The sequence below is a fragment of the Streptococcus sp. genome (genome assembly GCF_041802885.1).
Taxonomy (GTDB): domain Bacteria; phylum Bacillota; class Bacilli; order Lactobacillales; family Streptococcaceae; genus Streptococcus.
Genome location: NZ_JBHCHN010000020.1, coordinates 43,670 through 64,195 on the forward strand (window position 1 = coordinate 43,670; position 20,526 = coordinate 64,195).

The 20,526-nt window shown below is 45.9% G+C and carries 26 protein-coding genes; 4 read left to right on the forward strand and 22 right to left on the reverse strand.

The annotated features are described in order from the left end of the window. The 3 genes from ACEYCN_RS02945 to ACEYCN_RS02955 are packed head-to-tail and all read right to left on the reverse strand — an operon-like array spanning position 1 to position 1,779. On the reverse strand, positions 1-636 hold the full coding sequence (locus tag ACEYCN_RS02945) for an SdpI family protein (protein WP_373712807.1): 636 nt from the start codon (positions 634-636) through the stop codon (positions 1-3). After that, positions 617-901 carry an autorepressor SdpR family transcription factor gene (locus tag ACEYCN_RS02950; protein WP_373712808.1) on the reverse strand — a complete coding sequence of 95 codons (285 nt, stop codon included), beginning with the start codon at positions 899-901 and terminating at the stop codon, positions 617-619. The genes ACEYCN_RS02945 and ACEYCN_RS02950 overlap by 20 nt, the downstream gene beginning before the upstream one ends. Beyond that, positions 898-1,779, reverse strand: a complete 882-nt coding sequence (locus ACEYCN_RS02955) for a lysostaphin resistance A-like protein (RefSeq protein WP_373712809.1) — start codon at positions 1,777-1,779, stop codon at positions 898-900. The genes ACEYCN_RS02950 and ACEYCN_RS02955 overlap by 4 nt, the downstream gene beginning before the upstream one ends. 178 nt (positions 1,780-1,957) lie before the next feature. Between ACEYCN_RS02955 and ACEYCN_RS02960 the strand changes: the two genes are divergently transcribed. Continuing rightward, positions 1,958-2,788: an exodeoxyribonuclease III gene (locus tag ACEYCN_RS02960; RefSeq protein ID WP_373712810.1), complete on the forward strand. Its 831-nt coding sequence runs from the start codon at positions 1,958-1,960 to the stop codon at positions 2,786-2,788. Positions 2,789-2,827: 39 nt separating this feature from the next. After that, positions 2,828-3,730, forward strand: a complete 903-nt coding sequence (locus tag ACEYCN_RS02965; protein ID WP_373712811.1) for a cation transporter — start codon at positions 2,828-2,830, stop codon at positions 3,728-3,730. Between the two features lie 46 nt (positions 3,731-3,776). On the opposite strand, the gene ACEYCN_RS02970 is transcribed toward ACEYCN_RS02965, so the two are convergent. From ACEYCN_RS02970 to serC, 5 genes are all read right to left on the reverse strand, one after another. After that, entirely contained in the window at positions 3,777-4,130 is a 354-nt protein-coding gene (locus tag ACEYCN_RS02970) for an arsenate reductase family protein (protein WP_373712812.1), read from the reverse strand. Further along, positions 4,130-4,615 carry a methylated-DNA--[protein]-cysteine S-methyltransferase gene (locus tag ACEYCN_RS02975; protein ID WP_373712875.1) on the reverse strand — a complete coding sequence of 162 codons (486 nt, stop codon included), beginning with the start codon at positions 4,613-4,615 and terminating at the stop codon, positions 4,130-4,132. The genes ACEYCN_RS02970 and ACEYCN_RS02975 overlap by 1 nt, the downstream gene beginning before the upstream one ends. A gap of 58 nt (positions 4,616-4,673) precedes the next feature. Then, positions 4,674-5,855, reverse strand: coding sequence for a 3-phosphoglycerate dehydrogenase family protein (locus tag ACEYCN_RS02980; RefSeq protein ID WP_373712876.1), 1,182 nt, complete (start codon positions 5,853-5,855; stop codon positions 4,674-4,676). 61 nt (positions 5,856-5,916) lie between these two features. Then, positions 5,917-6,447 (reverse strand): N-acetyltransferase family protein, encoded by a 531-nt coding sequence (locus ACEYCN_RS02985; RefSeq protein WP_373712813.1) that lies wholly within the window; start codon positions 6,445-6,447, stop codon positions 5,917-5,919. Between the two features lie 21 nt (positions 6,448-6,468). Beyond that, on the reverse strand, positions 6,469-7,563 hold the full coding sequence (serC, locus tag ACEYCN_RS02990) for a 3-phosphoserine/phosphohydroxythreonine transaminase (protein WP_373712814.1): 1,095 nt from the start codon (positions 7,561-7,563) through the stop codon (positions 6,469-6,471). 272 nt (positions 7,564-7,835) lie between these two features. Between serC and ACEYCN_RS02995 the strand changes: the two genes are divergently transcribed. Then, a complete protein-coding gene (locus tag ACEYCN_RS02995) occupies positions 7,836-8,468 on the forward strand; it encodes a copper homeostasis protein CutC (protein ID WP_373712815.1) in 633 nt (210 codons plus the stop codon). A 49-nt stretch (positions 8,469-8,517) separates the two neighbouring features. Here ACEYCN_RS02995 and rsmI read toward each other — a convergent pair whose 3' ends face one another. The 4 genes from rsmI to tmk are packed head-to-tail and all read right to left on the reverse strand — an operon-like array spanning position 8,518 to position 11,247. Then, entirely contained in the window at positions 8,518-9,384 is an 867-nt protein-coding gene (gene rsmI / locus ACEYCN_RS03000) for a 16S rRNA (cytidine(1402)-2'-O)-methyltransferase (protein ID WP_373712816.1), read from the reverse strand. A 1-nt stretch (position 9,385) separates the two neighbouring features. Further along, positions 9,386-9,703 carry a DNA replication initiation control protein YabA gene (gene yabA, locus ACEYCN_RS03005; RefSeq protein WP_373712817.1) on the reverse strand — a complete coding sequence of 106 codons (318 nt, stop codon included), beginning with the start codon at positions 9,701-9,703 and terminating at the stop codon, positions 9,386-9,388. A gap of 11 nt (positions 9,704-9,714) precedes the next feature. Further along, entirely contained in the window at positions 9,715-10,605 is an 891-nt protein-coding gene (locus ACEYCN_RS03010) for a DNA polymerase III subunit delta' (RefSeq protein WP_373712818.1), read from the reverse strand. Positions 10,606-10,611: 6 nt separating this feature from the next. Then, positions 10,612-11,247 (reverse strand): dTMP kinase, encoded by a 636-nt coding sequence (gene tmk, locus ACEYCN_RS03015; protein WP_373712819.1) that lies wholly within the window; start codon positions 11,245-11,247, stop codon positions 10,612-10,614. Positions 11,248-11,365: 118 nt separating this feature from the next. On the opposite strand from tmk, the gene ACEYCN_RS03020 reads away from it, so the two are divergent. Then, on the forward strand, positions 11,366-12,226 hold the full coding sequence (locus ACEYCN_RS03020; RefSeq protein WP_373712820.1) for a YitT family protein: 861 nt from the start codon (positions 11,366-11,368) through the stop codon (positions 12,224-12,226). 27 nt (positions 12,227-12,253) lie between these two features. Here the strand turns inward: ACEYCN_RS03020 and ACEYCN_RS03025 are convergent, their stop codons facing one another. The 10 genes from ACEYCN_RS03025 to ACEYCN_RS03070 all read right to left on the reverse strand — a co-directional run bounded on the left by ACEYCN_RS03025 (position 12,254) and on the right by ACEYCN_RS03070 (position 20,487). Beyond that, positions 12,254-12,910 carry a CBS domain-containing protein gene (locus ACEYCN_RS03025; protein ID WP_373712821.1) on the reverse strand — a complete coding sequence of 219 codons (657 nt, stop codon included), beginning with the start codon at positions 12,908-12,910 and terminating at the stop codon, positions 12,254-12,256. Positions 12,911-13,323: 413 nt separating this feature from the next. Continuing rightward, entirely contained in the window at positions 13,324-14,028 is a 705-nt protein-coding gene (locus ACEYCN_RS03030) for an ABC transporter ATP-binding protein (RefSeq protein ID WP_373712877.1), read from the reverse strand. Positions 14,029-14,036: 8 nt separating this feature from the next. Further along, entirely contained in the window at positions 14,037-14,801 is a 765-nt protein-coding gene (locus ACEYCN_RS03035) for an ABC transporter ATP-binding protein (protein WP_373712822.1), read from the reverse strand. Then, the gene (locus tag ACEYCN_RS03040) at positions 14,801-15,754 is read right to left on the reverse strand and encodes a branched-chain amino acid ABC transporter permease (RefSeq protein ID WP_373712823.1); all 954 of its coding nucleotides are present in this window, start codon (positions 15,752-15,754) and stop codon (positions 14,801-14,803) included. The genes ACEYCN_RS03035 and ACEYCN_RS03040 overlap by 1 nt, the downstream gene beginning before the upstream one ends. 4 nt (positions 15,755-15,758) lie before the next feature. Beyond that, entirely contained in the window at positions 15,759-16,628 is an 870-nt protein-coding gene (locus ACEYCN_RS03045; protein ID WP_373712824.1) for a branched-chain amino acid ABC transporter permease, read from the reverse strand. 81 nt (positions 16,629-16,709) lie between these two features. Then, complete coding sequence (locus ACEYCN_RS03050; RefSeq protein ID WP_373712825.1) at positions 16,710-17,888, reverse strand: ABC transporter substrate-binding protein; 1,179 nt, start codon at positions 17,886-17,888, stop codon at positions 16,710-16,712. Positions 17,889-17,975: 87 nt separating this feature from the next. Further along, positions 17,976-18,248 carry a YlbG family protein gene (locus tag ACEYCN_RS03055; RefSeq protein ID WP_373712826.1) on the reverse strand — a complete coding sequence of 91 codons (273 nt, stop codon included), beginning with the start codon at positions 18,246-18,248 and terminating at the stop codon, positions 17,976-17,978. 103 nt (positions 18,249-18,351) lie between these two features. Then, positions 18,352-18,957: an ATP-dependent Clp protease proteolytic subunit gene (locus ACEYCN_RS03060; protein WP_373712827.1), complete on the reverse strand. Its 606-nt coding sequence runs from the start codon at positions 18,955-18,957 to the stop codon at positions 18,352-18,354. A 255-nt stretch (positions 18,958-19,212) separates the two neighbouring features. Then, complete coding sequence (gene upp / locus ACEYCN_RS03065) at positions 19,213-19,842, reverse strand: uracil phosphoribosyltransferase (protein WP_373712828.1); 630 nt, start codon at positions 19,840-19,842, stop codon at positions 19,213-19,215. 96 nt (positions 19,843-19,938) lie between these two features. Further along, complete coding sequence (locus tag ACEYCN_RS03070; protein ID WP_373712829.1) at positions 19,939-20,487, reverse strand: sugar O-acetyltransferase; 549 nt, start codon at positions 20,485-20,487, stop codon at positions 19,939-19,941. Positions 20,488-20,526 lie beyond the last annotated feature (39 nt).

The following is a 20,526-nucleotide window of genomic DNA, read 5'->3' on the forward strand; positions in this document are numbered from 1 at the left end:
CTACTGACTCCGACTAATCCAATAAGAATAGAAAATGGGCACCAGAACCATGACCAGCAAGGCCCCAAAGAGCACATACATCACGGCCCAAGAAAGAAAACCATTGACGAGGATGATGAGGCCACCCAGAACCCAGAGTCTGCCCGCCAGCCGGTGGGTTTTATTCCAATTTTCCTCATTGTCCAAGGTCCAGGGAAGCCGAATACCGACTGTGTAGTTCTGCTTGGTCTTAGGCAGGTAATTGCCCACGACCAGAAAAACAATCCCCACCATCACCAGACCAATTCGGGTCGAATTGCTAATTAAACCAAGGGCAGCCCCGTAAATGGAGAGCTGAACCAGCCCACTGATAAAGGGTACCAGCCAGTAGACCAAGGTCTTCATCTTCGGGCTCACGTTACTAGCCTTGGGGTCCAAGGAAGTGACGATGACTGCAAAGAGATGTAATCCCAACATCACCAAAGGAATCAGAAAGACAACCTCCAGTTTGCTAGAAAAACCATCAGCCTGACCGTCCAAACCAAAGTGGCTGGGCAGGCTTGCGGGTAAGTCTTTCCATAGGATGACCCCTACCAGGATGGGCAAGAGTGTCAAAATGGATGTCAGGAACAGTAATTTAAGATTGATTTTTTTCATCATTGCTACCTCTCAGGTCTGCAAACCAGACCATAATCTCCTCTAATACAGAGGCGTTCAAATCATAGTAAATGTAATTTTTTTCCCTTGTCTCCGTAATCAAATCAGCTTTTTTCAAGATACTGAGATGGTGGGAAATGGTGGCCCCAGTCATCTCAAACTGACCAGCAATTTCGCCCGCAGACAGGCGACCAGCTTTCAGCAAATTTAGAATCTCCCGCCGCACAGGATTGGACAAGGCCTTAAAGGTATCGGCAAAGGTCATAATTGACTGTCCTTTCTCTTAAAAAGAATGATGAGCGCCACTATCACAAAAGGCAGCCCAGAAAGTAAACCAAGAGGAGTAGGCCCCAGAATCCTCAAACTGAGGGCCTGTTCAGAGGGTATTTGAAATAAAATACCTAGGCCTGCACTCGCGTTTACAGCACCGTGTAAAAGGGCAGGTGCCCAAAGGGAGCCTGTTTTTTCCATCATAAAACTAAGCAAGACACCGATGCTGAAGCAGAAAATAAACATGGCCACAAGGCCCAGCCAAGGTACTCCCCAATATGTGCTTTCAAAATTATAGCCTTGAAGATTGAGGGGTAGGTGCCAGAGACTCCAAATGAGACCTGTGAGGAGATGGCTATATAAACTAGAAAACTTCTCTCTAAATGCTGGGTAAAGGTACCCCCGCCAGCCGATTTCTTCCCCTAGGGCAAAGAAAGTATTGATGATGGGACCGTATGTTACAGCAGCAATGACCTGAAATATGGCAATAAGACCTAATGGAACACCTTGTGGCTCTGCTCCTACTGCCTTTAACATGTCTTCAACAGAGGCGAATTCCAAACTAAATTGACTCCGAAAAATCAAGAAATAGAGGCCCAATCCTAATATCGTGAGGAAGGCAGGCAACCAGATTGCAAGGAGGTAATATTTCCAATTGTTCTTAAAGGCTAGTCTAAAATCTGCTTTTAACGGATAGTGGCCTGGCTCTATCTTCCTCAAGATGAAGTAAGCTAGGGCAGGCATCCACATGGCCAAAACCGTTCCAACTTGGCTGATGGGTTCACCTAGCTTCATACCCAACAACCAGATAAGTAGCCAAATCGTCCAGCTCAAACCAAAACTGAGAAAAATAAAGTTTCTTATTTTGTTCATAGCCTCACCCTCTTTCTATTTAGAAATCTTTCTAAATAGATTCTACCACTTCTGCAGTAAATGTCAAGAGCTATTTCGATTTTTTTCTAAATAGTTTCAAACCCCAAACTCGCGAAGGGGCCTGATTTTTGTTAAAATAGAAATAGAAGAACGAATTGGAAAGGTTACCATTTTTTACATGAAACTGATTTCTTGGAATATTGATTCCCTCAACGCTGCCCTAACAGGCGAATCCCCACGCGCCCTCTTATCCCGCGCTGTCATTGACACTCTTGTTTCCGAAGATGCGGACATCATCGCCATTCAGGAGACCAAATTATCTGCTGCAGGTCCGACCAAAAAGCACTTGGACATCCTCTTGAGCTACTTCCCAGACTATGAAACCACCTGGCGCTCCTCCGTCGAGCCAGCTCGCAAGGGCTATGCCGGAACCATGTTCCTCTACAAAAAAAGCCTGCCAAGCCCCATCATTTCCTACCCTGAAATCGGGGCCCCATCGACCATGGACTTTGAAGGCCGCATCATCACCCTGGAATTTGATGACTACTTTGTAACCCAAGTCTATACGCCAAATGCTGGCGATGGCTTGCGCCGTTTGGAAGACCGCCAAGGCTGGGATGAAAAATACGCTCTCTATCTGGCAGAATTGGACTCTCAAAAACCTGTCCTTGCCACAGGTGACTACAATGTGGCACACAAGGAAATTGACCTGGCCAACCCGGCCTCAAACCGCCAGTCTCCCGGCTTTACAGACGAGGAACGCCAAGGCTTTACCAATCTTTTGGCCAAGGGCTTTACCGACACCTTCCGCTACCTTCATGGAGATGTTCCCCATGCTTATACCTGGTGGGCTCAACGCAGCAAGACTAGCAAGATCAACAATACAGGCTGGAGAATTGACTACTGGCTGACTTCTGAACGACTAGCTGATAAGGTCAGCAAGTCTGAGATGATTGATTCTGGCAGCCGCCAAGACCACACACCAATTGTTCTGGAAATCAATCTCTAATGGAAATATAAGCAGATACCATTTTGAAAAGGAGGAGAAATGAACAGAAAATATATCGAACGTCAGTCGCTATTGGTTTCCGTTTTTGTCAATTTCATCATTGGCATGGCTGGTCTATTGGTCTATATTGTGACCAACCTCAATGCCCTCCTGCTCGATGGTGTCTTCTCCCTCATCGCCTTTGTCTCCTCTCTGGCCGCTCTCTATATTTCAAAAAATAGCCATCGAACGACAGAGAGTTTCCCAAATGGCATGTATTTCTTAGAGCCCCTCTATGGTATATTGAAATCCATTGCCACCCTGCTGCTTCTGGTTATTACCCTGCTGGAAACCAGTGCCTCAGCTTATGCCTATTTTGTCCATCAAGAAGGACAAGCCATGGTTACTGGACCGGTCCTCCCCTATACCATCGCCATGGTGCTTCTCTGCTTTGGTTTGGGAGCCTACAATAGTAACCAGAATCGGAAAATCAACCATATGAGCACCATGCTGGCTGCTGAAAGCCGCGGCAATTATATCGATGGCTTGATTTCTGCGGGTGTCGGTGTTGCCATTATCGCCCTGAGTCTAGTAGACATCCAAGGACCGCTCGGATTTCTCCATTACACAGGCGACTTCTTTATCACCCTGATTCTGGTCATTATTTCCCTGAAAGAGCCCATCAGTGTCCTCGCCAATTCCTTTAAGGAGTTTGCCCGCTCCACCATCCAAGGCAATCATATCCATGATAAGGTATTGGAAATCTTCCACCAGGTCCTCAATTCCCAGGCGGATAAGTTGGATATCCTAGTTTTCAAACAAGGCATGTATATCAAAGTCAAGATTTATATCCTGACACCAGACGATGCCCAGCTCATCGAAAACTTGGCCTCCAAGAAAAGCCAATTTATCGACTTGCTGGAGCAAGAATTTGACCACTGCAGCCTCGAATTTTCATTTTAATCAAACAAAATACAGGACTGATTATCAGCCTGTATTTTTTGAATTCCTACAACCCCAAATCCTCATAAGGTATCCGGTAGCCAATCTGCAAGACACGACCGTCCTTGATGAGGATGGGGCGCTTGATGAGCATACCGTCTGCTTCCAAGAGTTTCAAGGCCTCATCGACCGTCAACTGGTCAAATCTATCCTTGAGCCCCAAAGCCCGATAAGAGTTGCCCGAAGTATTAAAGAACTTTTTCAGCTCCAAGTTGGATTTGTCCAACAAGCCCTTCAATACCCCCACCTGGGGCGGATTGGTCTTGATGTCAATGGCCTCAAAGTCCAGGCCCAAGCGCTTCAACTCCGCCTTGGCCTCCTTACAGGTGCTGCATTTTGGATATTCATAAAAGGTGTACATCACTTTCCTCCTCGTCTTTCATGGTCCAATAACCAAGATTTTTTCTCTAAGCCACCCGCATAGCCTGTCAAACTGCTATCGCTTCCCAAAACCCGATGACAAGGGACAAAGATGGATAGCGGATTTTTCCCAACAGCCCCGCCAACGGCCTGGGCTGACTTGCTGCCCAAAGCCTGGGCCAGTTGACCATAGGTCCTGGTCTGACCGAGCGGAATCGTCAAAAGTTCCTGCCAGACCCGCTCCTGAAAAGTCGTTCCCTTCGCAGCCAAAGGCGGCAGACTTGGCAGTTCCTCACCCGAGAAATAGGCCTCCAGCCAACGCTTGGCTGCTTCCAGCACCGCCGTTTGCTCCCTACGCATGGCGCAGTTTTCAAAACCCCGCAGTTCATATTTTTGCCCCTCAAACCAGGCACCCAGCAAAGCCTTCTCTGTTGCCACAAGAGTAAGAGGCCCTAGAGGACTATGAACAGTTTGCTGGTAGAAGATTTCTGACATCTGGGGCTCCTTTCCAAAAAGGCCAGTCTCCATGACCGGCCCGACTTTCTTATTTTTTGCCTGTAATCAGACGAACCTTGACAATGGGTTCGCTGCTATCAAAGAGCTGAACCAGCTGATCAATCTTGGATTTATCTGTTTCATCCAAGTCCAAGAGGGTATAGGCATAATCCCCTTTGGAACGGTTCAAGATGTTGGCGATATTGATATCCAGATCAGACACCGCAGTTGAGATGGCTGCTACGATGTTTGGAACATTTTTGTTGATGAGGGTGATCCGATATGGAGCATCCAAGACCTGGTGCATATTCGGGAAGTTGACGGAGTTGGTGATTTCCCCAGTTTCCAAAAAGCGACGAATGGTCTGGCTGGCCATGATGGCACAGTTCAATTCTGCCTCTTCTGTTGAACCACCGACGTGAGGGAAGACGGTGATGCCTTTTTTATTGAGCAATTCTTCCGTACCAAAGTCCGTCACATAGCGCTTGATAACACCAGCTTCGATAGCCTCAAAGAGAGCCGCATTGTCCACCAACTCTGCCCGAGCAAAGTTAATCAGAGTTGTTCCCTTTTGCATCAGAGCAAAGGCCTCTGCATTAAAGGTTTCCTTGGTATCTGCTGTCAAAGGCACATGGACTGTGATGTAATCACAGCTAGAAAAGATTTCCTTAAGATCGTTGACCCGCTTGACATGACTGGAAATGCTCCAAGCCGCTTCAATGGAAACGTAAGGGTCATAACCTAGGACATTCATGCCTAAACGGCGGGCATCATTGGCGATGCGGGCCCCGATAGCACCTAGACCGATAACTCCCAGGGTCTTACCTGAAATCTCTGTTCCAGCAAACTGGGACTTGCCTGCCTCGATTTGCTTAGGAACATCGTCACCTGAAAGGGTGCTAGCCCAGTTGGTCGCCGCAAAATAATCACGGGCAGACAGCAAGATGGAGGTAATGACTGCTTCTTTTACAGCATTGGCATTGGCACCAGGAGTATTGAAGACCACAATCCCCGCAGCTGATGCAGCATCGATAGGAATATTATTGGTCCCAGCTCCAGCACGGGCGATGGCCTTGAGGTTGTCTGGAAACTCCGCCCCATGCAGGTTTTGACTGCGGATAATGTAGGCATCTGGATTGTCAGACTTGTCCCCATCAATCTGGAACTTATTTCCTAGCTCTTTCAAGCCGATTTGGTTGATATTGTTAAAGGTTTTGACACTATATACCATGTTACTCACAAAGGCAGGCTGGCTGCCCCTTTCTATTCCTTAAAAATAATGCTGGTCGTCGCTAAATTTCTTGATAAAGGCTGGTTTCAGACTTATGCTTGATTTTCTGATAGGCCAACCGTTCGCCATCAATGGGCACTTTCCCACAGTAGACAAAGCCCAGCTTTTCGAGAATATGCTGCATAGGCTTGTTTTTCTCATGGGTATCACAACGGAAATCAGGTCCCTTGTGGCCCTCAATCAAGCCCTGCAAGAAGGTCTGAGCCACCCTTTGGCCCCGATAGATCTCCGAAACGGCAATCCGATGGAAGGTCACATAGAGGTAGTTATCATGTTTCCATTTTCCATCATAGATAGCCGCATACTCTGCCTGATTGCCCAGGTAAACAGCAGCATAGGCCACAATCTCCCCTTCTATCAAGCCCACATAACCACGATTTTCCAGGATATCTTCAATGACATCCTCCTGATTGGGATAGCCATTTTCACCCTGCCACTGACTGCTGCCTGAAGCGGCCAAGAAGGCCTTGGCTTCCTCTAGAATCTTGGTGATTGCCCCAACTTCATTGGGATGCGCCAAACGAATTTCCATATTAGCCTTTCAAATCAAAAATTATTTGTTTTCTTCTTCAAATTTTTTCATGAAGTCAAGGAGGTCAAGGACACCCTGACGCGGGAAGGCGTTGTAGAGACTAGCCCGCATACCGCCAACAGAACGGTGGCCCTTGATATTTTTGAAGCCTTGAGCATCTGCTTCCTTGGCAAATTTGGCATCCAAGTCCTTACTTGGTGTCACGAATGGAATGTTACAAACTGAGCGGTCCTTGGCAAATTTCACTGGACTGGTGTAGAAATCAGACTGTTCGATGAAATCATAGAGCAGGCCTGATTTCTCACGTTCGATTTCAGCCATCTTATCCACACCGCCAATCTCATTTTTCACCCAGTCAAAGACCAGTTTAGAGATATAGATATTGTAAGCTGGTGGTGTATTGTAGAGGGACTCATTGTCCGCCTGAATGCGGTAATCCAGCATAGCAGAAAGTTGCGGTTGGGCATTGAGGAAGTCCTCGCGGATAATCACCACCGTCACCCCAGCTGGTCCGATATTCTTTTGAGCACCAGCATAGATGAGGGCAAAATCTTCAACATTGTAGCGAGCCGCCAAGATGTTGGAAGACATGTCTGCCACGATTGGGACACCGTTGGTATCTGGCAGGTCATAAATAGCTGTTCCCTCAATAGTATTGTTGGTGGTCAAGTGAACATAGGCTGCTTCTGGATCGATGCTAGCTGGATCAAAGCTTGGAATATGATCATAGACCGTATCTTCTGAAGAAGCCAGAAGAATGGGTTCAAAGGGGATAGTTTTGGACAACTTCACAGCCTCTGTATAGGCCTTTTTGCCCCAAGACCCAGCAACCAGATAATAGGCTTTCTTCCCTTGAGCCAGATTGAGAGGCACCATGGTAAACTGCAAAGATGCACCTCCCTGCAAGAAGAGAACCTTATAGTTATCCGGAATGGCCATCAGCTCCCGCAAGGTCTTCTCTGCATCCTTGATAATCTTGTCAAATTCTGGAGAACGATGAGACATTTCCAACACGGACATACCAGAGCCTTGGTAATCCAGCATTTCATCACGGGCTGTTTCCAAGACAGCTTTCGGTAAGGTAGCAGGTCCTGCTGAAAAATTATAAATGGTCATCAATGACACCTCCAAAATAGTTTAAGAGAATTATAGCATAATTTTCTGAATTTTGTAAAGATTGAGGCCAAAATCCAGACCTATTTACGAACGTTAAACGTTTTCTAAAATAAATTACCTGCTTATAGCGAACGTTTTTGCAAAATCAAGCCCCACAGGCAGTATAGGGTCAAATGTTGGTCCATTTCTCTTTCCATACTTTTCTGAATAACAATATCCCTTATTATAAAACTTGATTCATGGTATAATAAAAGAAAAAACTGAGGTAAAACATGCTCATTAAAGAATTTTGTGCTGAAAATCTGACAGACCTAGCCAGCCTTACAACCCCTGACATTACTCGTGTTGAGCTCTGTGATAACCTTGCAGCTGGCGGCACGACACCCTCCTATGGGGTCATCAAGGAAGCGGCCCGCTATCTCCATGAAAAGGGCATCAGCCTGGCCACCATGATTCGGCCAAGAGGCGGAAACTTTGTCTACAATGATCTTGAACTGCGGGCCATGGAAGAGGATATTTTACAGGCTGTGGAACTGGAGTCGGATAGCTTGGTTCTTGGTCTTTTGACTACTGACAATCAGCTGGATACAGAAGCCATTGAGCAACTCCTTCCAGCAACCCAAGGCCTGCCCCTGGTCTTCCACATGGCCTTTGACCTCATTCCCGAAGACCAACAAAAGGCAGCCATGGACCAGCTCATTGATTATGGCTTTGTTCGTATTCTCCTCCACGGTTCAGCTGAGCGTCGTGATATCTTTGACAATGTGGACCACATCAAGGAATTGATTGACCATGCGGCTGGACGTATCGAGATTATGATTGGCGGTGGAGTCACAGCAGACAACTGCCACCAGTTGGCCAACCTGACAGGAACCAACATCGTCCATGGGACCAGAATTTTATAGAAAAAATGATGCTCGACAACGACGGGCATCATTTTTTGCTCTCTGTTTTTCAGTCCACCCCATGATAGGCATTGTAGACTTCTTGGCGGTTGAGACCTAGGTCCTTGGCCACTTTTTTGATGGCCTGGTTGGGCTTGTGGCCGGCATCAATGAGCTCTTGTACCAAATCCAGTGGATTCTGGTTTTCCAGTTTTTCATCTGCAACCTGCCCATCATAACCAGACACGATAATGAGGCACTCTCCTTTAAGCGGATTCTCAGAAATATATTCCATCACTTCTGAAATCAGGCCCCGTTGGTATTCTTCATAAAGTTTGGTCAATTCCCGTACCACCACCACTTGGCGATTACCATAGACAGCCTGCATATTTTCCAGCGTATCGGCCACTCGATAGGGAGATTCATAGAAAATCTGGGTCTCTGGATAGGCCTTTTTGCTTTCAAAGAAATCCTTTTGCTGCCCAGCCTTGCGGGGTAAAAAGCCGTAGAAAATGTGGGGCTGAGGTGCCAAACCTGAGGCAATCAGGGCCGTAATTCCAGCTGAAGCCCCAGGAAGGGCAACGACTGGAATCCCTGCTGCGATGGCAGCTTTGACCAAGTCATGACCGGGGTCTGAAATGGAGGGCAGACCTGCATCCGACACCTGGGCCAGGGACTGGCCTGAAAGAAGCAGGTCAATCAAACCAGGGGTTTTTTCAAAGGCATTGTGCTCATGAAAGGAAATCTGCCTGGTTTCAATGGCAAAATGCTTGAGTAAAAGGCCTGTATTTCGTGTATCTTCGGCACAGATGAAATCCACAGATTTGAGGACTTCCACTGCCCGGAAGGTCATGTCCTGCAGATTGCCGACGGGAGTCCCTACTAGATAGAGGGTTCCCGCATCAGACTTTCCCTTAAAAGATTTTTGTATTTGCATCCTAATCTCGATTCAGTAATTCTAGGCAGAACATACAGGGTTCATCATTGTCACGGCGCTGTCCATAGGAAAAGGTACAGATATGAAAGCCATCTTCATAGATATTTTCCAGGTTTTCCTTACCGTAGTTGGATGTTTTTACATCCTCTTTTTCTTCCCGCGACAGGCGGTCCCTTAATTTAGAATTTTCCAGTCTCAGGGCCGTATTCTCATCAATAACCCCCTGTAAATGCTTCTTGATGGCATCGACTTCTGCCAGGGTCATCAGGAGATTTTGCGAGAAACCATCCAAGGCATCAAAAATTTCTCTCTTGTCCATCTCTTCTTCTCTCACTTCTCTTTTAAAATCATGTATTCAAGTGCATTTTGTAAACTGACATTGCTCTTCCACATCCGCCTCACTTCTAGCAAGTCAGCCAAGCGGACTAGGGCCTGAGGATTGTCTTTTTTTTCTGCCAGAAAAAGGGGCAGCAAATCCAAGAGTCGCTCCTGGTCTGACTTTTCAGCCGTTAAGCTGGCCAACTGGGTCACCAGCAAGTAGGCCCGCTCAGGAGCATCCAGAAGGGCAGTTAGGAACTTTGGTACCAAGAGCAACTGGTCCTGGAAGGCCTTGCTTTTCATCAAGTCTCTGGCCTCTTCTCTGCTGGCTACCAAATCCGCCAAGATTCGGGCCTGACTTTTGAGCAGGCCATCTTCTTCCAACTGACGAATCAGGAGTTCTCGATTCTTTGGAAAATGCACTAGCTGAGTCCGACTCTTGATGGTGGACAGGATTGCCTCTTCATGGCTGGTCAAAAGAAAGACCGTCACATCGGACTGGGGTTCTTCGATGACCTTGAGCAATGAATTGGCAGCATTGACATGCATCTTATCCGCATCGCAGATAATAAAAACTTGCTTACTGGACTCAAATCCCGACTGGGAAAAATCCTTAACCAATTCGCGCACAGTTTCTGTCTTAATCAGGTTGCCCCGGGGTCGAATGATCGTCACATCTGAAAATTCTTCCTGGGCAATGAGGCGGCAATTACGGCATACACCGCAGGGCAGGCCCTCTTGACCTTCCTGACAAAAACGAGCCTGACTGAGAAAGATAGCCATGTCAAAGCTAGCAGATTCTCCTGAAAAGAGATAGGCATGGCCCAGTTTCTTCTGCCCTAAAATCCTTTCAAAGCGTTCCAGAATCCGTGGCTGCAATTTCTTTAATTCTTGATAGTTCATCTTCTCTTATTTCTTAAAAAAGCGCTCTGTGATAATTGCAAAAGCATCCGCAATCACAGCCTCTAGCTCCTGGCTGGCATCCACTTTGACCATCCGCTCTGGATGCTGTTCCAGCTGGGACAGATAGCCTTGGCGCACGCGCTCATGCATGTCTACTGTCTCCATATCCAGACGGTCTACATCATGGTGGCGATTTTTCGCGATACGGGCCAGCCCCTCCTCCACATCAATATCAAAATAAAGGGTCAAATCAGGTACCAAACCATCGGTCGCATAGGCATTCAGCCAGTGTATATCCTGGACATTCAGACCTCGACCGAAACCCTGATAGGCAACAGAGGAGTCAATAAAACGATCGACAAGAAGGAACTTTCCAGCATCCAAGGCTGGCAGAATCCGCTCCTTCAAATGCTGGCGACGGGCCGCAATATAGAGGAGCAATTCCGTTTTATCATCCATGGCCGTGTTTTCAGGGTTTAAGATGACCGAGCGAATCTCTTCAGCAATGGCCACACCGCCTGGCTCCCGAGTCGTCACTACATCCATCCCGCATTCAGCCAGTTTTGGAAGCAGGCCCTGCAAGACCGATGTCTTCCCCGCCCCATCTGGGCCTTCAAAGCTAATAAAAATCCCCTTGTCCATGTCATTCCTCATTTCTCGTACTTCTTTTCATTTTACCAAAAATAGTGCAAAAAAGCACCCTTTATTTTCCAACCTGACTGTGATAGAATGGAGACAGAGCTTATAAAGGAGTGAGAAAATGCGGTTTAAGAATATCCTTTTGATTGTAATAGGTGCAGGCCTCTTTTCTTTTGGTCTCAATTATCTGGTCATGCCCAATGGCCTCTATGAAGGTGGCGCTACGGGTCTGACCTTGATTCTCTACTATTTATTTGGTCTCCAGCCCTGGATCATGAATATCGTCATCAACATCCCTCTCTTTATCCTAGGCTGGAAAATTCTCGGCAGAAGGGTTTTTCATCTCAGCCTTCTGGGAACCCTGGCCGTAACGGCTTGGCTAGCCATTTTTGAGCGAATTCCCATTGTGGTGGATTTGGATCACGATTTGATGATTGTCTCCATGTTTGCAGGTATCTTGTCTGGTATTGGTCTCGGAATCATCTTCAAGGCGGGGGGGACAACAGGAGGGAGCGATATTATCGCTCGTATTGGCCACAAATACAGCCACTATACCATCGGTCAAATCATCCTGGCCATCGACATTCTGGTCTTGATCTTAACCGTCATAGTCTCCCAAGACCTGCGGGTTGTCCTCTATACCATGTTGCAGGTAACCGTCGCTTCACGGGTCATTGATCTCATCAGCGATGGCGGATACGGCAGCAAGGGCCTCATGATTATCAGCCAAAAGTCCGAGGAGATTGCCGCAGCTATTGACAGTCAAATCGAGCGCGGTGTCACCCTCATCAAGGCCCAGGGTTTTTATAGCCGGACCGACACCAATATGATTTATTCCGTCATCTATAAGAGCCAGTTGCAGGAAACCAAGGACTTGATTCATCGCATTGACCCCCATGCCTTCATCACCATTACCGATGCCCACGAGGTCCTGGGCGAAGGCTTTACCCTAGACAAAAACAAACAACCCCTTGAACAGTAAAAAGGCTTGGATATAAATCCAGGCCTTTCAAATTTTCTTCGCAACTGTCGGTAAGATGCTTTCTACTTCAATCTCCGCCTCTTCCAATGCTACTTGCAGACTATCCGTATCCACTTGACCATCTATCTGCACTTCAATGGTCACAAAGCCAGGTTCTGCCTCGATCTGCACTGTATGTGCTACATTGTAGCCCTTTTCAGAGATAAGTTGCAGGACCTTACTGAGAATCCCCGCTTCATCCTTGACCAAACAACGGATGCGTACGCCATCTTCCCCATATCCTGAAACACGGAGGAATGCCTTAAAGACATCACGGTCCGTAATAACACCAAATAATTGACCAAAGTCCATCACAGGTAGAATGCCCACCTTATGTTTGAACATGAGATAAACTGCATCCTCAAGACTTGCAAACTGCGAAACTGTGATAACATCTCGAATCATGACATCCTTGACCTTGGTCTTATTGAGCAAATAATTCATTTCATAAATGGACAAACTGGTTGCCTTTGATGGACTAGCTTCTGCAATCGTCCCTTCTGTGACCAAGCCAACAAGCTTATCATTTTCAATGACCGGCAAACGATGCAAGCCCTGCTCCCTCATCATATCCGCCGCATGTGCAATCGTCGTATCTGGTGAAATATAAATCACCTTGCGCGTCATAAAATCTTTAACTGCCATCGAACTGCCTCCTGTTTTATTAATATTATTATATCATATATTATTGAAAATGCTTCCAAAAATCTGTGAAAATCTGTAAAAGTTTTTTAAGTTCTATCTATAAAGAAAACTGCCCTCTGGCAGTTCCTATTCCCAACCTAAAATGAGGCGTCAGAGTTGGGGACAAACCAGCAACCTAAATTGCTGGTTTTCCTATCTCCCGATTAAAACAGCCCCTCTTAGGGGACAAAGAAAAAGCCTCGAGAGACTTTTCCTTTTCCTATTTCCAACCTAATCCTCGCTCTTTTATTTCTAGGCTCAGGCTGAAACAGTTCGCTGAACTGTTTCACTCCCCCGGACCTGATGTTAAAGAAAAAGCCATGCATGGCTTTTTCTTTTCCTATTTCCAACCTAAAAAGGTCCCCAGGACCTTTTTAGCCACCCAGATAGGCTTTTCGGACTTCGTCGGATTCGAGGAGTTCTTGTCCTGTTCCTGAGAGGACAATTTTCCCTGTTTCGAGGACATAGCCACGGTCTGCGATGGAGAGGGCCTTCTTGGCATTTTGTTCAATCAAGAGGACGGTGGTCCCTTGCTTCTGGATATCTTGAATGATATCGAAGATTTCCTGGATGAAGATTGGAGCCAAGCCCATCGATGGCTCGTCCAAGAGCAAGAGTTTGGGCTTGCTCATGAGGGCACGGCCCATGGCCAACATCTGCTGCTCACCACCAGAGAGGGTTGCCGCATCTTGGTTCTTGCGTTCTTCCAAACGTGGGAAGCGGTCAAAGACCTTCTTAAGATTCTTCTGATTTTCATCCCGGTCTTTGTGGAGAAAAGCTCCCATTTCCAGATTTTCCATAACAGTCAAACCAGAGAAGACATGGCGCCCTTCAGGCACTTGAGACAGTCCGCTGGCTACAATTTTACGGGCTGGCGCTTTTTGAATTTCTTGACCTAAAAACTCAATCTTACCGCCACTTGGACGGACCAGACCAGAGATAGTACGAAGAATGGAGGTTTTACCGGCACCATTGGCGCCAATAAGGGAAACAACCTCCCCCTCATTAACTTCAAAGGAAACATTTTTAACTGCCTGGATGACGCCGTAATGAACTGACAAATCATCTACTTTCAACATACTGGTCATTAGGCTTCACCTCCCAAATAGGCTTCGATAACGCGCTTGTTATTTTTAATCTCTTCTGGAGTACCATGGGCAATCAAACGTCCATACTCCAGGACATAAATGCGTTCTGTCACTTCCATAACCAAACTCATATCATGTTCAATCAGCATAATGGTGATATTGAACTGGTCCTTGATTTGGCGAATCAACTGGGTCAATTCAGCTGTTTCCTGGGGGTTCATCCCCGCAGCAGGTTCATCCAAGAAGAGAATTTTAGGTTCAGTTGCAAGGGCACGAACGATTTCTAGACGGCGCTGCTGTCCGTAAGGAAGGTTTTTGGCCAAGGTATCTGCATCCTTATCCAGATTGAAGATAGCCAACAATTCCAAGGCCTTGGCCTTCAATTCTGCTTCGCTCTGATAGAATTTTGGCAGTCGGAAGAAGGAGGCTAAGAGATGAGGCTTGTGGTGATTGGCAAATCCAACAAGTACATTTTCCAAGACAGTCATATCCTTGAAAAGGCGGATGTTTTGGAAGGTACGTGATAGACCGAGCGAAGCAATCTTATAGGGTGTCTTACCATTGAGTAGGTTGTTATCCAGCGTAACGGTCCCTTCGCTAGGCTCATAAACCCCTGTCAGAAGATTGAAAAGAGTTGTTTTACCTGCACCGTTTGGACCAATCAAGCCGACCAATTCCCCCTCATGGAGCTCCATGGTGACATCTCCAACGGCGGTCAAACCACCAAAGTGTTTGGTTAAATTTTTTACATCAAGAAGTGCCATTACTTGCTCTCCTTTGCTTTTTTCTTAAAGAATGATGAGAAAGTCAATTCCCATGTCCCCAGGAGTCCACCTGGACGGAAAACCATGACCAAAATCAGGGCCAGAGAGTAGATAATCATTCGTAGGTCCGAGAAGTTCTGCAGGAACATATTGAGGAAACCAAGAATAATAGCGGCTAAAATAGTTCCTGTCATGGATCCCAGACCACCCAATACTGCAATAATCAGATAATCAATTGAACGCATGATGGTAAAATCTTTTGGCACAACCGTTCCAATATAACCCACATAAAGAGAGCCTGCAATACTAGACACAATAGCTGCGATGACAAAAACCGTCACCTTGACCTGAGTGGTATTGACACCCATGGACTCCGCTGCAATTTCATTCTCACGCACAGCAATGACCTGGCGACCAAAGGAACTACGTAGGAAATTGAGAAGCAGGATGGCAATGCCTACAACAAAGAAGAAGACCAGACTCCAGTTTGTAAAAGGTAAAATCCCTGTCAAACCAGCCGCACCATTGGTAAAATCTCCGCCATTGATAATGGCAATACGGATAATTTCAGAAACCCCTAAAGTTGCGATAGCCAGGTAATCTCCCTTTAGGCGAAGGGTTGGAACACCAACAACCAAGGCAACCAAGGCCGCCACCACGCAACCAATAATAATGGAAATATAGAAACCACCATAGGTTGGATTGGCCTTGGTCATGATAGCTGTTGCATAGGCACCGATGGCCATAAAGCCGGCTTGCCCTAATGAAAACTGACCAGAAAAACCAAGAACCAAGTTTGTTCCTAGGGCCATGATGATGGAGATACCAATCCCCATCAGGATTTGGACATAGTAGAACCCAATCACGCCTGAGCTAATAAGAACTGACAAAACACCAAAAATAACAGAGACTAGCGCAAGCCAAGCAAGAATAGATTTGATATTGTTTTTCATATGCTTACACCTTCTCCTTCACATTTTTACCAAGTATACCAGCTGGTCGAACCAGTAGAATGACAATCAGAATCCCGTATACCACTGCATCACGGTAGCTAGAAAGTCCAATGGTAATAGCCAATGTTTCTAACAAACCAATGATAAAGCCACCAAGGGCTGCACCAGGAATAATCCCGATACCACCCAATACCGCAGCAACAAAGGCCTTAATACCTGGTGCCATCCCCATGAGGGGCTCTACAGAATTATAGTAAAGACCAATCAGAACACCCGCTGCACCTGCTAGAGCAGAGCCTAAAGCAAAGGTAAAGCTGATGGTTGAATTAACATTGATTCCCATGAGCTGAGCTGCATCACTATCAACAGATACTGCTCTCATGGCTTTCCCCATCTTAGTTTTTTGAACAATAAACTGAAGAGCAACCATGAGGAATATAGAAACTCCCAGAATGGTCAGCTGAACATTGGTTACCGAAATAGGACCAAGATTGTACTTAACTGTCTCCAGGGCCTGTGGAAAGGCACGAGTATTGGCACCAAAAAGATAAACCATTCCATATTCGAGAAAGAAGGATACCCCGATGGCTGTAATTAAGGCTGCAATTTTTGTGGAATTTCGCAGGGGACGATAGGCCAAAAACTCAATCAAAACACCCAGGCAGGCTGTCAAGATCATCGTCAAGATAAGAGCAACAAAGAAATTAAGCTGGAAGCTGTTGATGAGGTAATAACCAATAAAAGCCCCCATCATGTAGAGGTCTCCGTGGGCAAAGTTAATCAACTTGATAATGCCGTAAACCATGGTATAACCTAGGGCAATCAGAGCATAGACACTCCCTAAAATTAGACCATTTACCAATTGTTGGAGCATAGAGTCACCAAACTTTCTATAACATAATAATATCTGGGAAGGTATCTGCCTCCCCAGATTCATTTCATTTAGGTGTAAAACTTATTCTGCAGTGACAGCTTCTGCTGAAGCTTCTTGACCATTGTCAAGTTTCACCATGATAGCAGATTTTACAGGGTTGTGGTCTTTATCGATAGAGATTGGACCAGTCACACCTTCAAAGTCTTTCAAGTCAGCAAGATTTGCTGCAATGTCTTTTGAAGTCTTAGCATCTTTAGCTGCTTCTGCTGCCATGTAAACCGCATCATAAGCAAGGGCAGCGAACATGTTTGGCTCTTCACCATACTTCTCCTTGTAAGCTGCTACAAAGGCTGTTGCTTTTTCAGACAAAGCTACTTTTGTAGAGTAACCAGATACGTAATAGACATTTGAAGCGTTTTTCTCACCAGCACCCTCGATGAACTTCGCATCCGCAAATCCGTCAGGACCAAGGATTGGTTTGTCAATCCCCATTTCACGCGCTTGCTTAGTAATCAATCCAGCTTCGGTGTAGTAACCTGGGATGATAATAGCGTCAAATTCTTTGCCTTTGACCTTGGTCAATGCTGCTTGGAAGTCCTTGTCACCAGATTGGTAAGTTTCTTCTACAACAATCTCTCCCTTGTAGGCATCCTTGAAGGCTTTAGCAATCCCTTTTGCGTAATCGCTAGAGTTATCTGAGTAAAGAACAACTTTCTTAGCAGATAGGTTGTTGGTTGCATAGCTTGCAAGAACTTTACCTTGGAAGCTATCTTGGAAGGTTGAACGGAAGATAAACTCTTCTACTTTACCATCTTTAACAGTCAAATCGTCTTGTGTACCTGAAGGGGTAATCAATGGCACAGCAGACTGTGTGGCACCTGGAGTACCAGCTGCTACAGCTCCTGAAGTTGCAGGACCAATGATAGCTACAACTTTTTCTTCTGTTGCCAAGTTCGTGTTGACAGTGGCTGCTTCGGCATTGTCAGATTTGTTGTCTTTTGAAATAACTTCAATTTTCTTTCCATCAATACCACCTGCTGCATTGATCTCCTCAACTGCTAGGTCTGCACCGTTTTTCTCTGCCTGTCCATAAGCTGCTACGGCGCCTGACAATTCTAAGTTGTAACCAATTTTGATGGTTTTCCCAATTTCATTACCAGTTGCTGCAGAACTGTTGCTTGCTGGGGCTGAACCACAGGCTGCCAAAAGAGCAGCTGATGCCATACTCACGATAGCGAGTGCAATTTTATTACGTTTCATAATGTCTCCTTAAAACAAACTTAAAATGATATGTTAGTAATATACTGAATTATCTGAAAATTGTCAATAAAAAAGAAATATTTTTTTTTACATTTGAATATTTCTTTCGGATTCGCGCAACAAGCTACCTACAAAATCCTGGTCAATGTCCTTAATATAGGAGGGGGTGATTTTCTTGACAAAGCGCTCTTTTTTCAGGTTTGCCATGATGTCACCACACTTTTCCTGGTCCACATAGAGGAGGATATAGCGCATACGGCGGGAATGGTAAAGGATGTCACCAAACTTATTTAACTTTCTGGCATCCCGATTGTAATGAAGGTAGATGGTGAGGCAAGTCCGTTCTTTTTTCTCAAACATAAAAACTTCTCTTTCAAATCATTCTGGAACTATTATAGCAAAAATTAGAAAAGGTTGATAGTTTTTTGGCAAAAAAAAGAGAGAGCAATGCTCTCTGTCATCCTTACTTCTTGGCAGGATCCATAATTTTATCGATGAAACCGTAGGCTAAAGTTTCTTCGGCAGACATCCAGTAATCACGTTCAGCATCTTTGTGAACTTGTTTGACGGTCTTACCAGAATTATCAGCCAGGATCTGCTCCAACTTGTTCCGGGTTTTGAGCAGGTGCTCAGCAGCAATAGCCATATCTGTCTGCTGGGTGCCGCCACCAGTGCCACCCATAGGTTGATGGATCATGTATTCCGCATTTGGCAACATGAAACGTTTGCCCTTTGCTCCAGAGGAGGCGATAATAGTTCCCATCGAAGCGGCTGTTCCCATGACAATAGTCTGTACATCTGCCTTGATAAAGTTCATGGTATCCACAATGGCCAAACCTGCAGAGACAGAGCCACCTGGTGTGTTGACATAGAGGTAGATGTCCTTAGTAGGATCTTGGGCATCCAAGAAAAGCAACTGAGCGATAATGGAGTTGGCCATGTTGTCTTCAACTGGGCCAGTCAGCATGACGATGCGGTCTTTTAAGAGGCGAGAATAAATATCATAGGAACGTTCGCCACGGCTGGTTTGTTCAATAACTACTGGAATCATAAGAGTCTCCGTTTCCATTTGTTTTTTCTATAAAACCTATTATAATTGTTTGGTCAAAAAAGGTCAAATAAAAAGTTTATCTTGCAAAAAAGAGTTTGGGACACAAGTAGTTCCAAACTCTTTTTTTCGTTTTAGATACTTATAGCGCAGTGGTTGAGTGGGCTCTAATGCGCTGATAAATCAGCTTTTACAGCCCTACTCAACTGTGCGGAGGTGGGACGACGAAATCGAATTTCTCCGAAATTACCGATTTCTGTCCAACTCTCGTAATTTTTATTTGGTTCCAAAGAGGCGATCTCCCGCATCCCCCAAACCTGGTACAATATAACCTTGCTCATTGAGGTAATCGTCCAGGGCAGCGGTGTAGATGTCGATGTCTGGATGGGCTTCCTGCAGAGCTTTAACACCTTCAGGCGCAGATACGAGGGCAACAAACTTGATATTTGAAGCGCCACGTTTTTTCAGGGAATCAATGGCCAGGATAGCTGAACCACCGGTTGCAAGCATGGGATCCACCACGAAAATGTGGCGACGGTCAATGTCATCTGGCAGTTTGACCAAGTACTCAACAGGCGTCAGGGTTTCTTCATCGCGGTACATGCCGATATGGCCGACTTTGGCAGAAGGCACTAAACTCAAAAGGCCATCTACCAAGCCAATGCCCGCCCGCAGGATGGGAACAATGGCCAACTTTTTACCCGCAATCTGTTTTTGTACTGTTTTGGTGATAGGTGTTTCGATTTCTACGTCTTCAAGAGGCAGGTCGCGCAGGACTTCGTAGCCCATAAGGAGGGCAATCTCATTGACCAACTCACGGAAATCTTTGGTTGAGGTGTCCTTGCGGCGCAAAATGGACAGCTTATGCTGGATGAGCGGATGTGAAATGACTTGGAATTTTCCCATGGTGAAACCTCTCTTTGTTTATTTTCTATATTTTACCAAAAAAAAGGAAAAAATGCTTGTGAAAATGCAAATTTTCCAAATGAGAATGGGGATGCTTTAGTCCAATTTTTTAATGACCCGTGCTGGATTTCCGGCGATGACCACATTGTCGCCAAAGGATTTGGTAACAACAGAACCTGCACCAACTACGACATTGTCTCCGAGGGTGACCCCGGCTAAAATCATGGCACCGCCACCAATCCAGACATTGTCTCCAATGGTGATGGGGGCTCCGTATTCAGGGCCAGCAATCCGTTCCTGGGCATCCAGGGGGTGTAGAGCTGTATAGAATTGAACATTGGGGCCCAGCATGGCATTATCCCCGATGGTGACCGGACAGGTATCCAGGACTGTCCAGTTAAAATTGGCATAGAAGTTCTCACCAACAAAAATATGGCAGCCGTAGTCTAGGGTAACTGGGTTTTCCACATAGAGGTGTTTCCCTGTCTTTCCAAGCCATTCTTTCATCAGTTGGCTACGTTTTGCCCCATCCATTTCTTGGTTGACACGTTCCCGGTATCGTCTAGCCTCATGGCGAAGGGCAGAAAGTTCAGGGTCCGCAGCATTATACATCTGACCAGCTAACATCTTTTCTTTTTCTGTCATGAGATTCTCCTAACTAAAATTTGATAAGGTGATTGCTAG

Excerpts from the sequence above, each read along its gene's own strand:
- ACEYCN_RS03020 (WP_373712820.1), top strand. The coding sequence starts at position 11,366 with ATGCGGTTTAAGAATATCCTTTTGATTGTAATAGGTGCAGGCCTCTTT.
- ACEYCN_RS02970 (WP_373712812.1), bottom strand. The coding sequence starts at position 4,130 with ATGTACACCTTTTATGAATATCCAAAATGCAGCACCTGTAAGGAGGCC.
- upp (WP_373712828.1), bottom strand. The coding sequence starts at position 19,842 with ATGGGAAAATTCCAAGTCATTTCACATCCGCTCATCCAGCATAAGCTG.
- ACEYCN_RS03045 (WP_373712824.1), bottom strand. The coding sequence starts at position 16,628 with ATGCTCCAACAATTGGTAAATGGTCTAATTTTAGGGAGTGTCTATGCT.
- ACEYCN_RS03030 (WP_373712877.1), bottom strand. The coding sequence starts at position 14,028 with ATGTTGAAAGTAGATGATTTGTCAGTTCATTACGGCGTCATCCAGGCA.
- ACEYCN_RS02980 (WP_373712876.1), bottom strand. The coding sequence starts at position 5,855 with ATGGTATATAGTGTCAAAACCTTTAACAATATCAACCAAATCGGCTTG.
- ACEYCN_RS03055 (WP_373712826.1), bottom strand. The coding sequence starts at position 18,248 with ATGTTTGAGAAAAAAGAACGGACTTGCCTCACCATCTACCTTCATTAC.
- ACEYCN_RS02945 (WP_373712807.1), bottom strand. The coding sequence starts at position 636 with ATGAAAAAAATCAATCTTAAATTACTGTTCCTGACATCCATTTTGACA.
- ACEYCN_RS03035 (WP_373712822.1), bottom strand. The coding sequence starts at position 14,801 with ATGGCACTTCTTGATGTAAAAAATTTAACCAAACACTTTGGTGGTTTG.
- ACEYCN_RS02965 (WP_373712811.1), top strand. The coding sequence starts at position 2,828 with ATGAACAGAAAATATATCGAACGTCAGTCGCTATTGGTTTCCGTTTTT.
- ACEYCN_RS02995 (WP_373712815.1), top strand. The coding sequence starts at position 7,836 with ATGCTCATTAAAGAATTTTGTGCTGAAAATCTGACAGACCTAGCCAGC.
- ACEYCN_RS03010 (WP_373712818.1), bottom strand. The coding sequence starts at position 10,605 with ATGAACTATCAAGAATTAAAGAAATTGCAGCCACGGATTCTGGAACGC.
- ACEYCN_RS02950 (WP_373712808.1), bottom strand. The coding sequence starts at position 901 with ATGACCTTTGCCGATACCTTTAAGGCCTTGTCCAATCCTGTGCGGCGG.
- ACEYCN_RS03060 (WP_373712827.1), bottom strand. The coding sequence starts at position 18,957 with ATGGAAACGGAGACTCTTATGATTCCAGTAGTTATTGAACAAACCAGC.
- rsmI (WP_373712816.1), bottom strand. The coding sequence starts at position 9,384 with ATGCAAATACAAAAATCTTTTAAGGGAAAGTCTGATGCGGGAACCCTC.
- ACEYCN_RS03050 (WP_373712825.1), bottom strand. The coding sequence starts at position 17,888 with ATGAAACGTAATAAAATTGCACTCGCTATCGTGAGTATGGCATCAGCT.
- ACEYCN_RS03040 (WP_373712823.1), bottom strand. The coding sequence starts at position 15,754 with ATGAAAAACAATATCAAATCTATTCTTGCTTGGCTTGCGCTAGTCTCT.
- yabA (WP_373712817.1), bottom strand. The coding sequence starts at position 9,703 with ATGGACAAGAGAGAAATTTTTGATGCCTTGGATGGTTTCTCGCAAAAT.
- ACEYCN_RS03070 (WP_373712829.1), bottom strand. The coding sequence starts at position 20,487 with ATGACAGAAAAAGAAAAGATGTTAGCTGGTCAGATGTATAATGCTGCG.
- ACEYCN_RS02985 (WP_373712813.1), bottom strand. The coding sequence starts at position 6,447 with ATGGAAATTCGTTTGGCGCATCCCAATGAAGTTGGGGCAATCACCAAG.
- ACEYCN_RS02955 (WP_373712809.1), bottom strand. The coding sequence starts at position 1,779 with ATGAACAAAATAAGAAACTTTATTTTTCTCAGTTTTGGTTTGAGCTGG.
- ACEYCN_RS03025 (WP_373712821.1), bottom strand. The coding sequence starts at position 12,910 with ATGGCAGTTAAAGATTTTATGACGCGCAAGGTGATTTATATTTCACCA.
- serC (WP_373712814.1), bottom strand. The coding sequence starts at position 7,563 with ATGACCATTTATAATTTTTCAGCAGGACCTGCTACCTTACCGAAAGCT.
- tmk (WP_373712819.1), bottom strand. The coding sequence starts at position 11,247 with ATGGACAAGGGGATTTTTATTAGCTTTGAAGGCCCAGATGGGGCGGGG.
- ACEYCN_RS02960 (WP_373712810.1), top strand. The coding sequence starts at position 1,958 with ATGAAACTGATTTCTTGGAATATTGATTCCCTCAACGCTGCCCTAACA.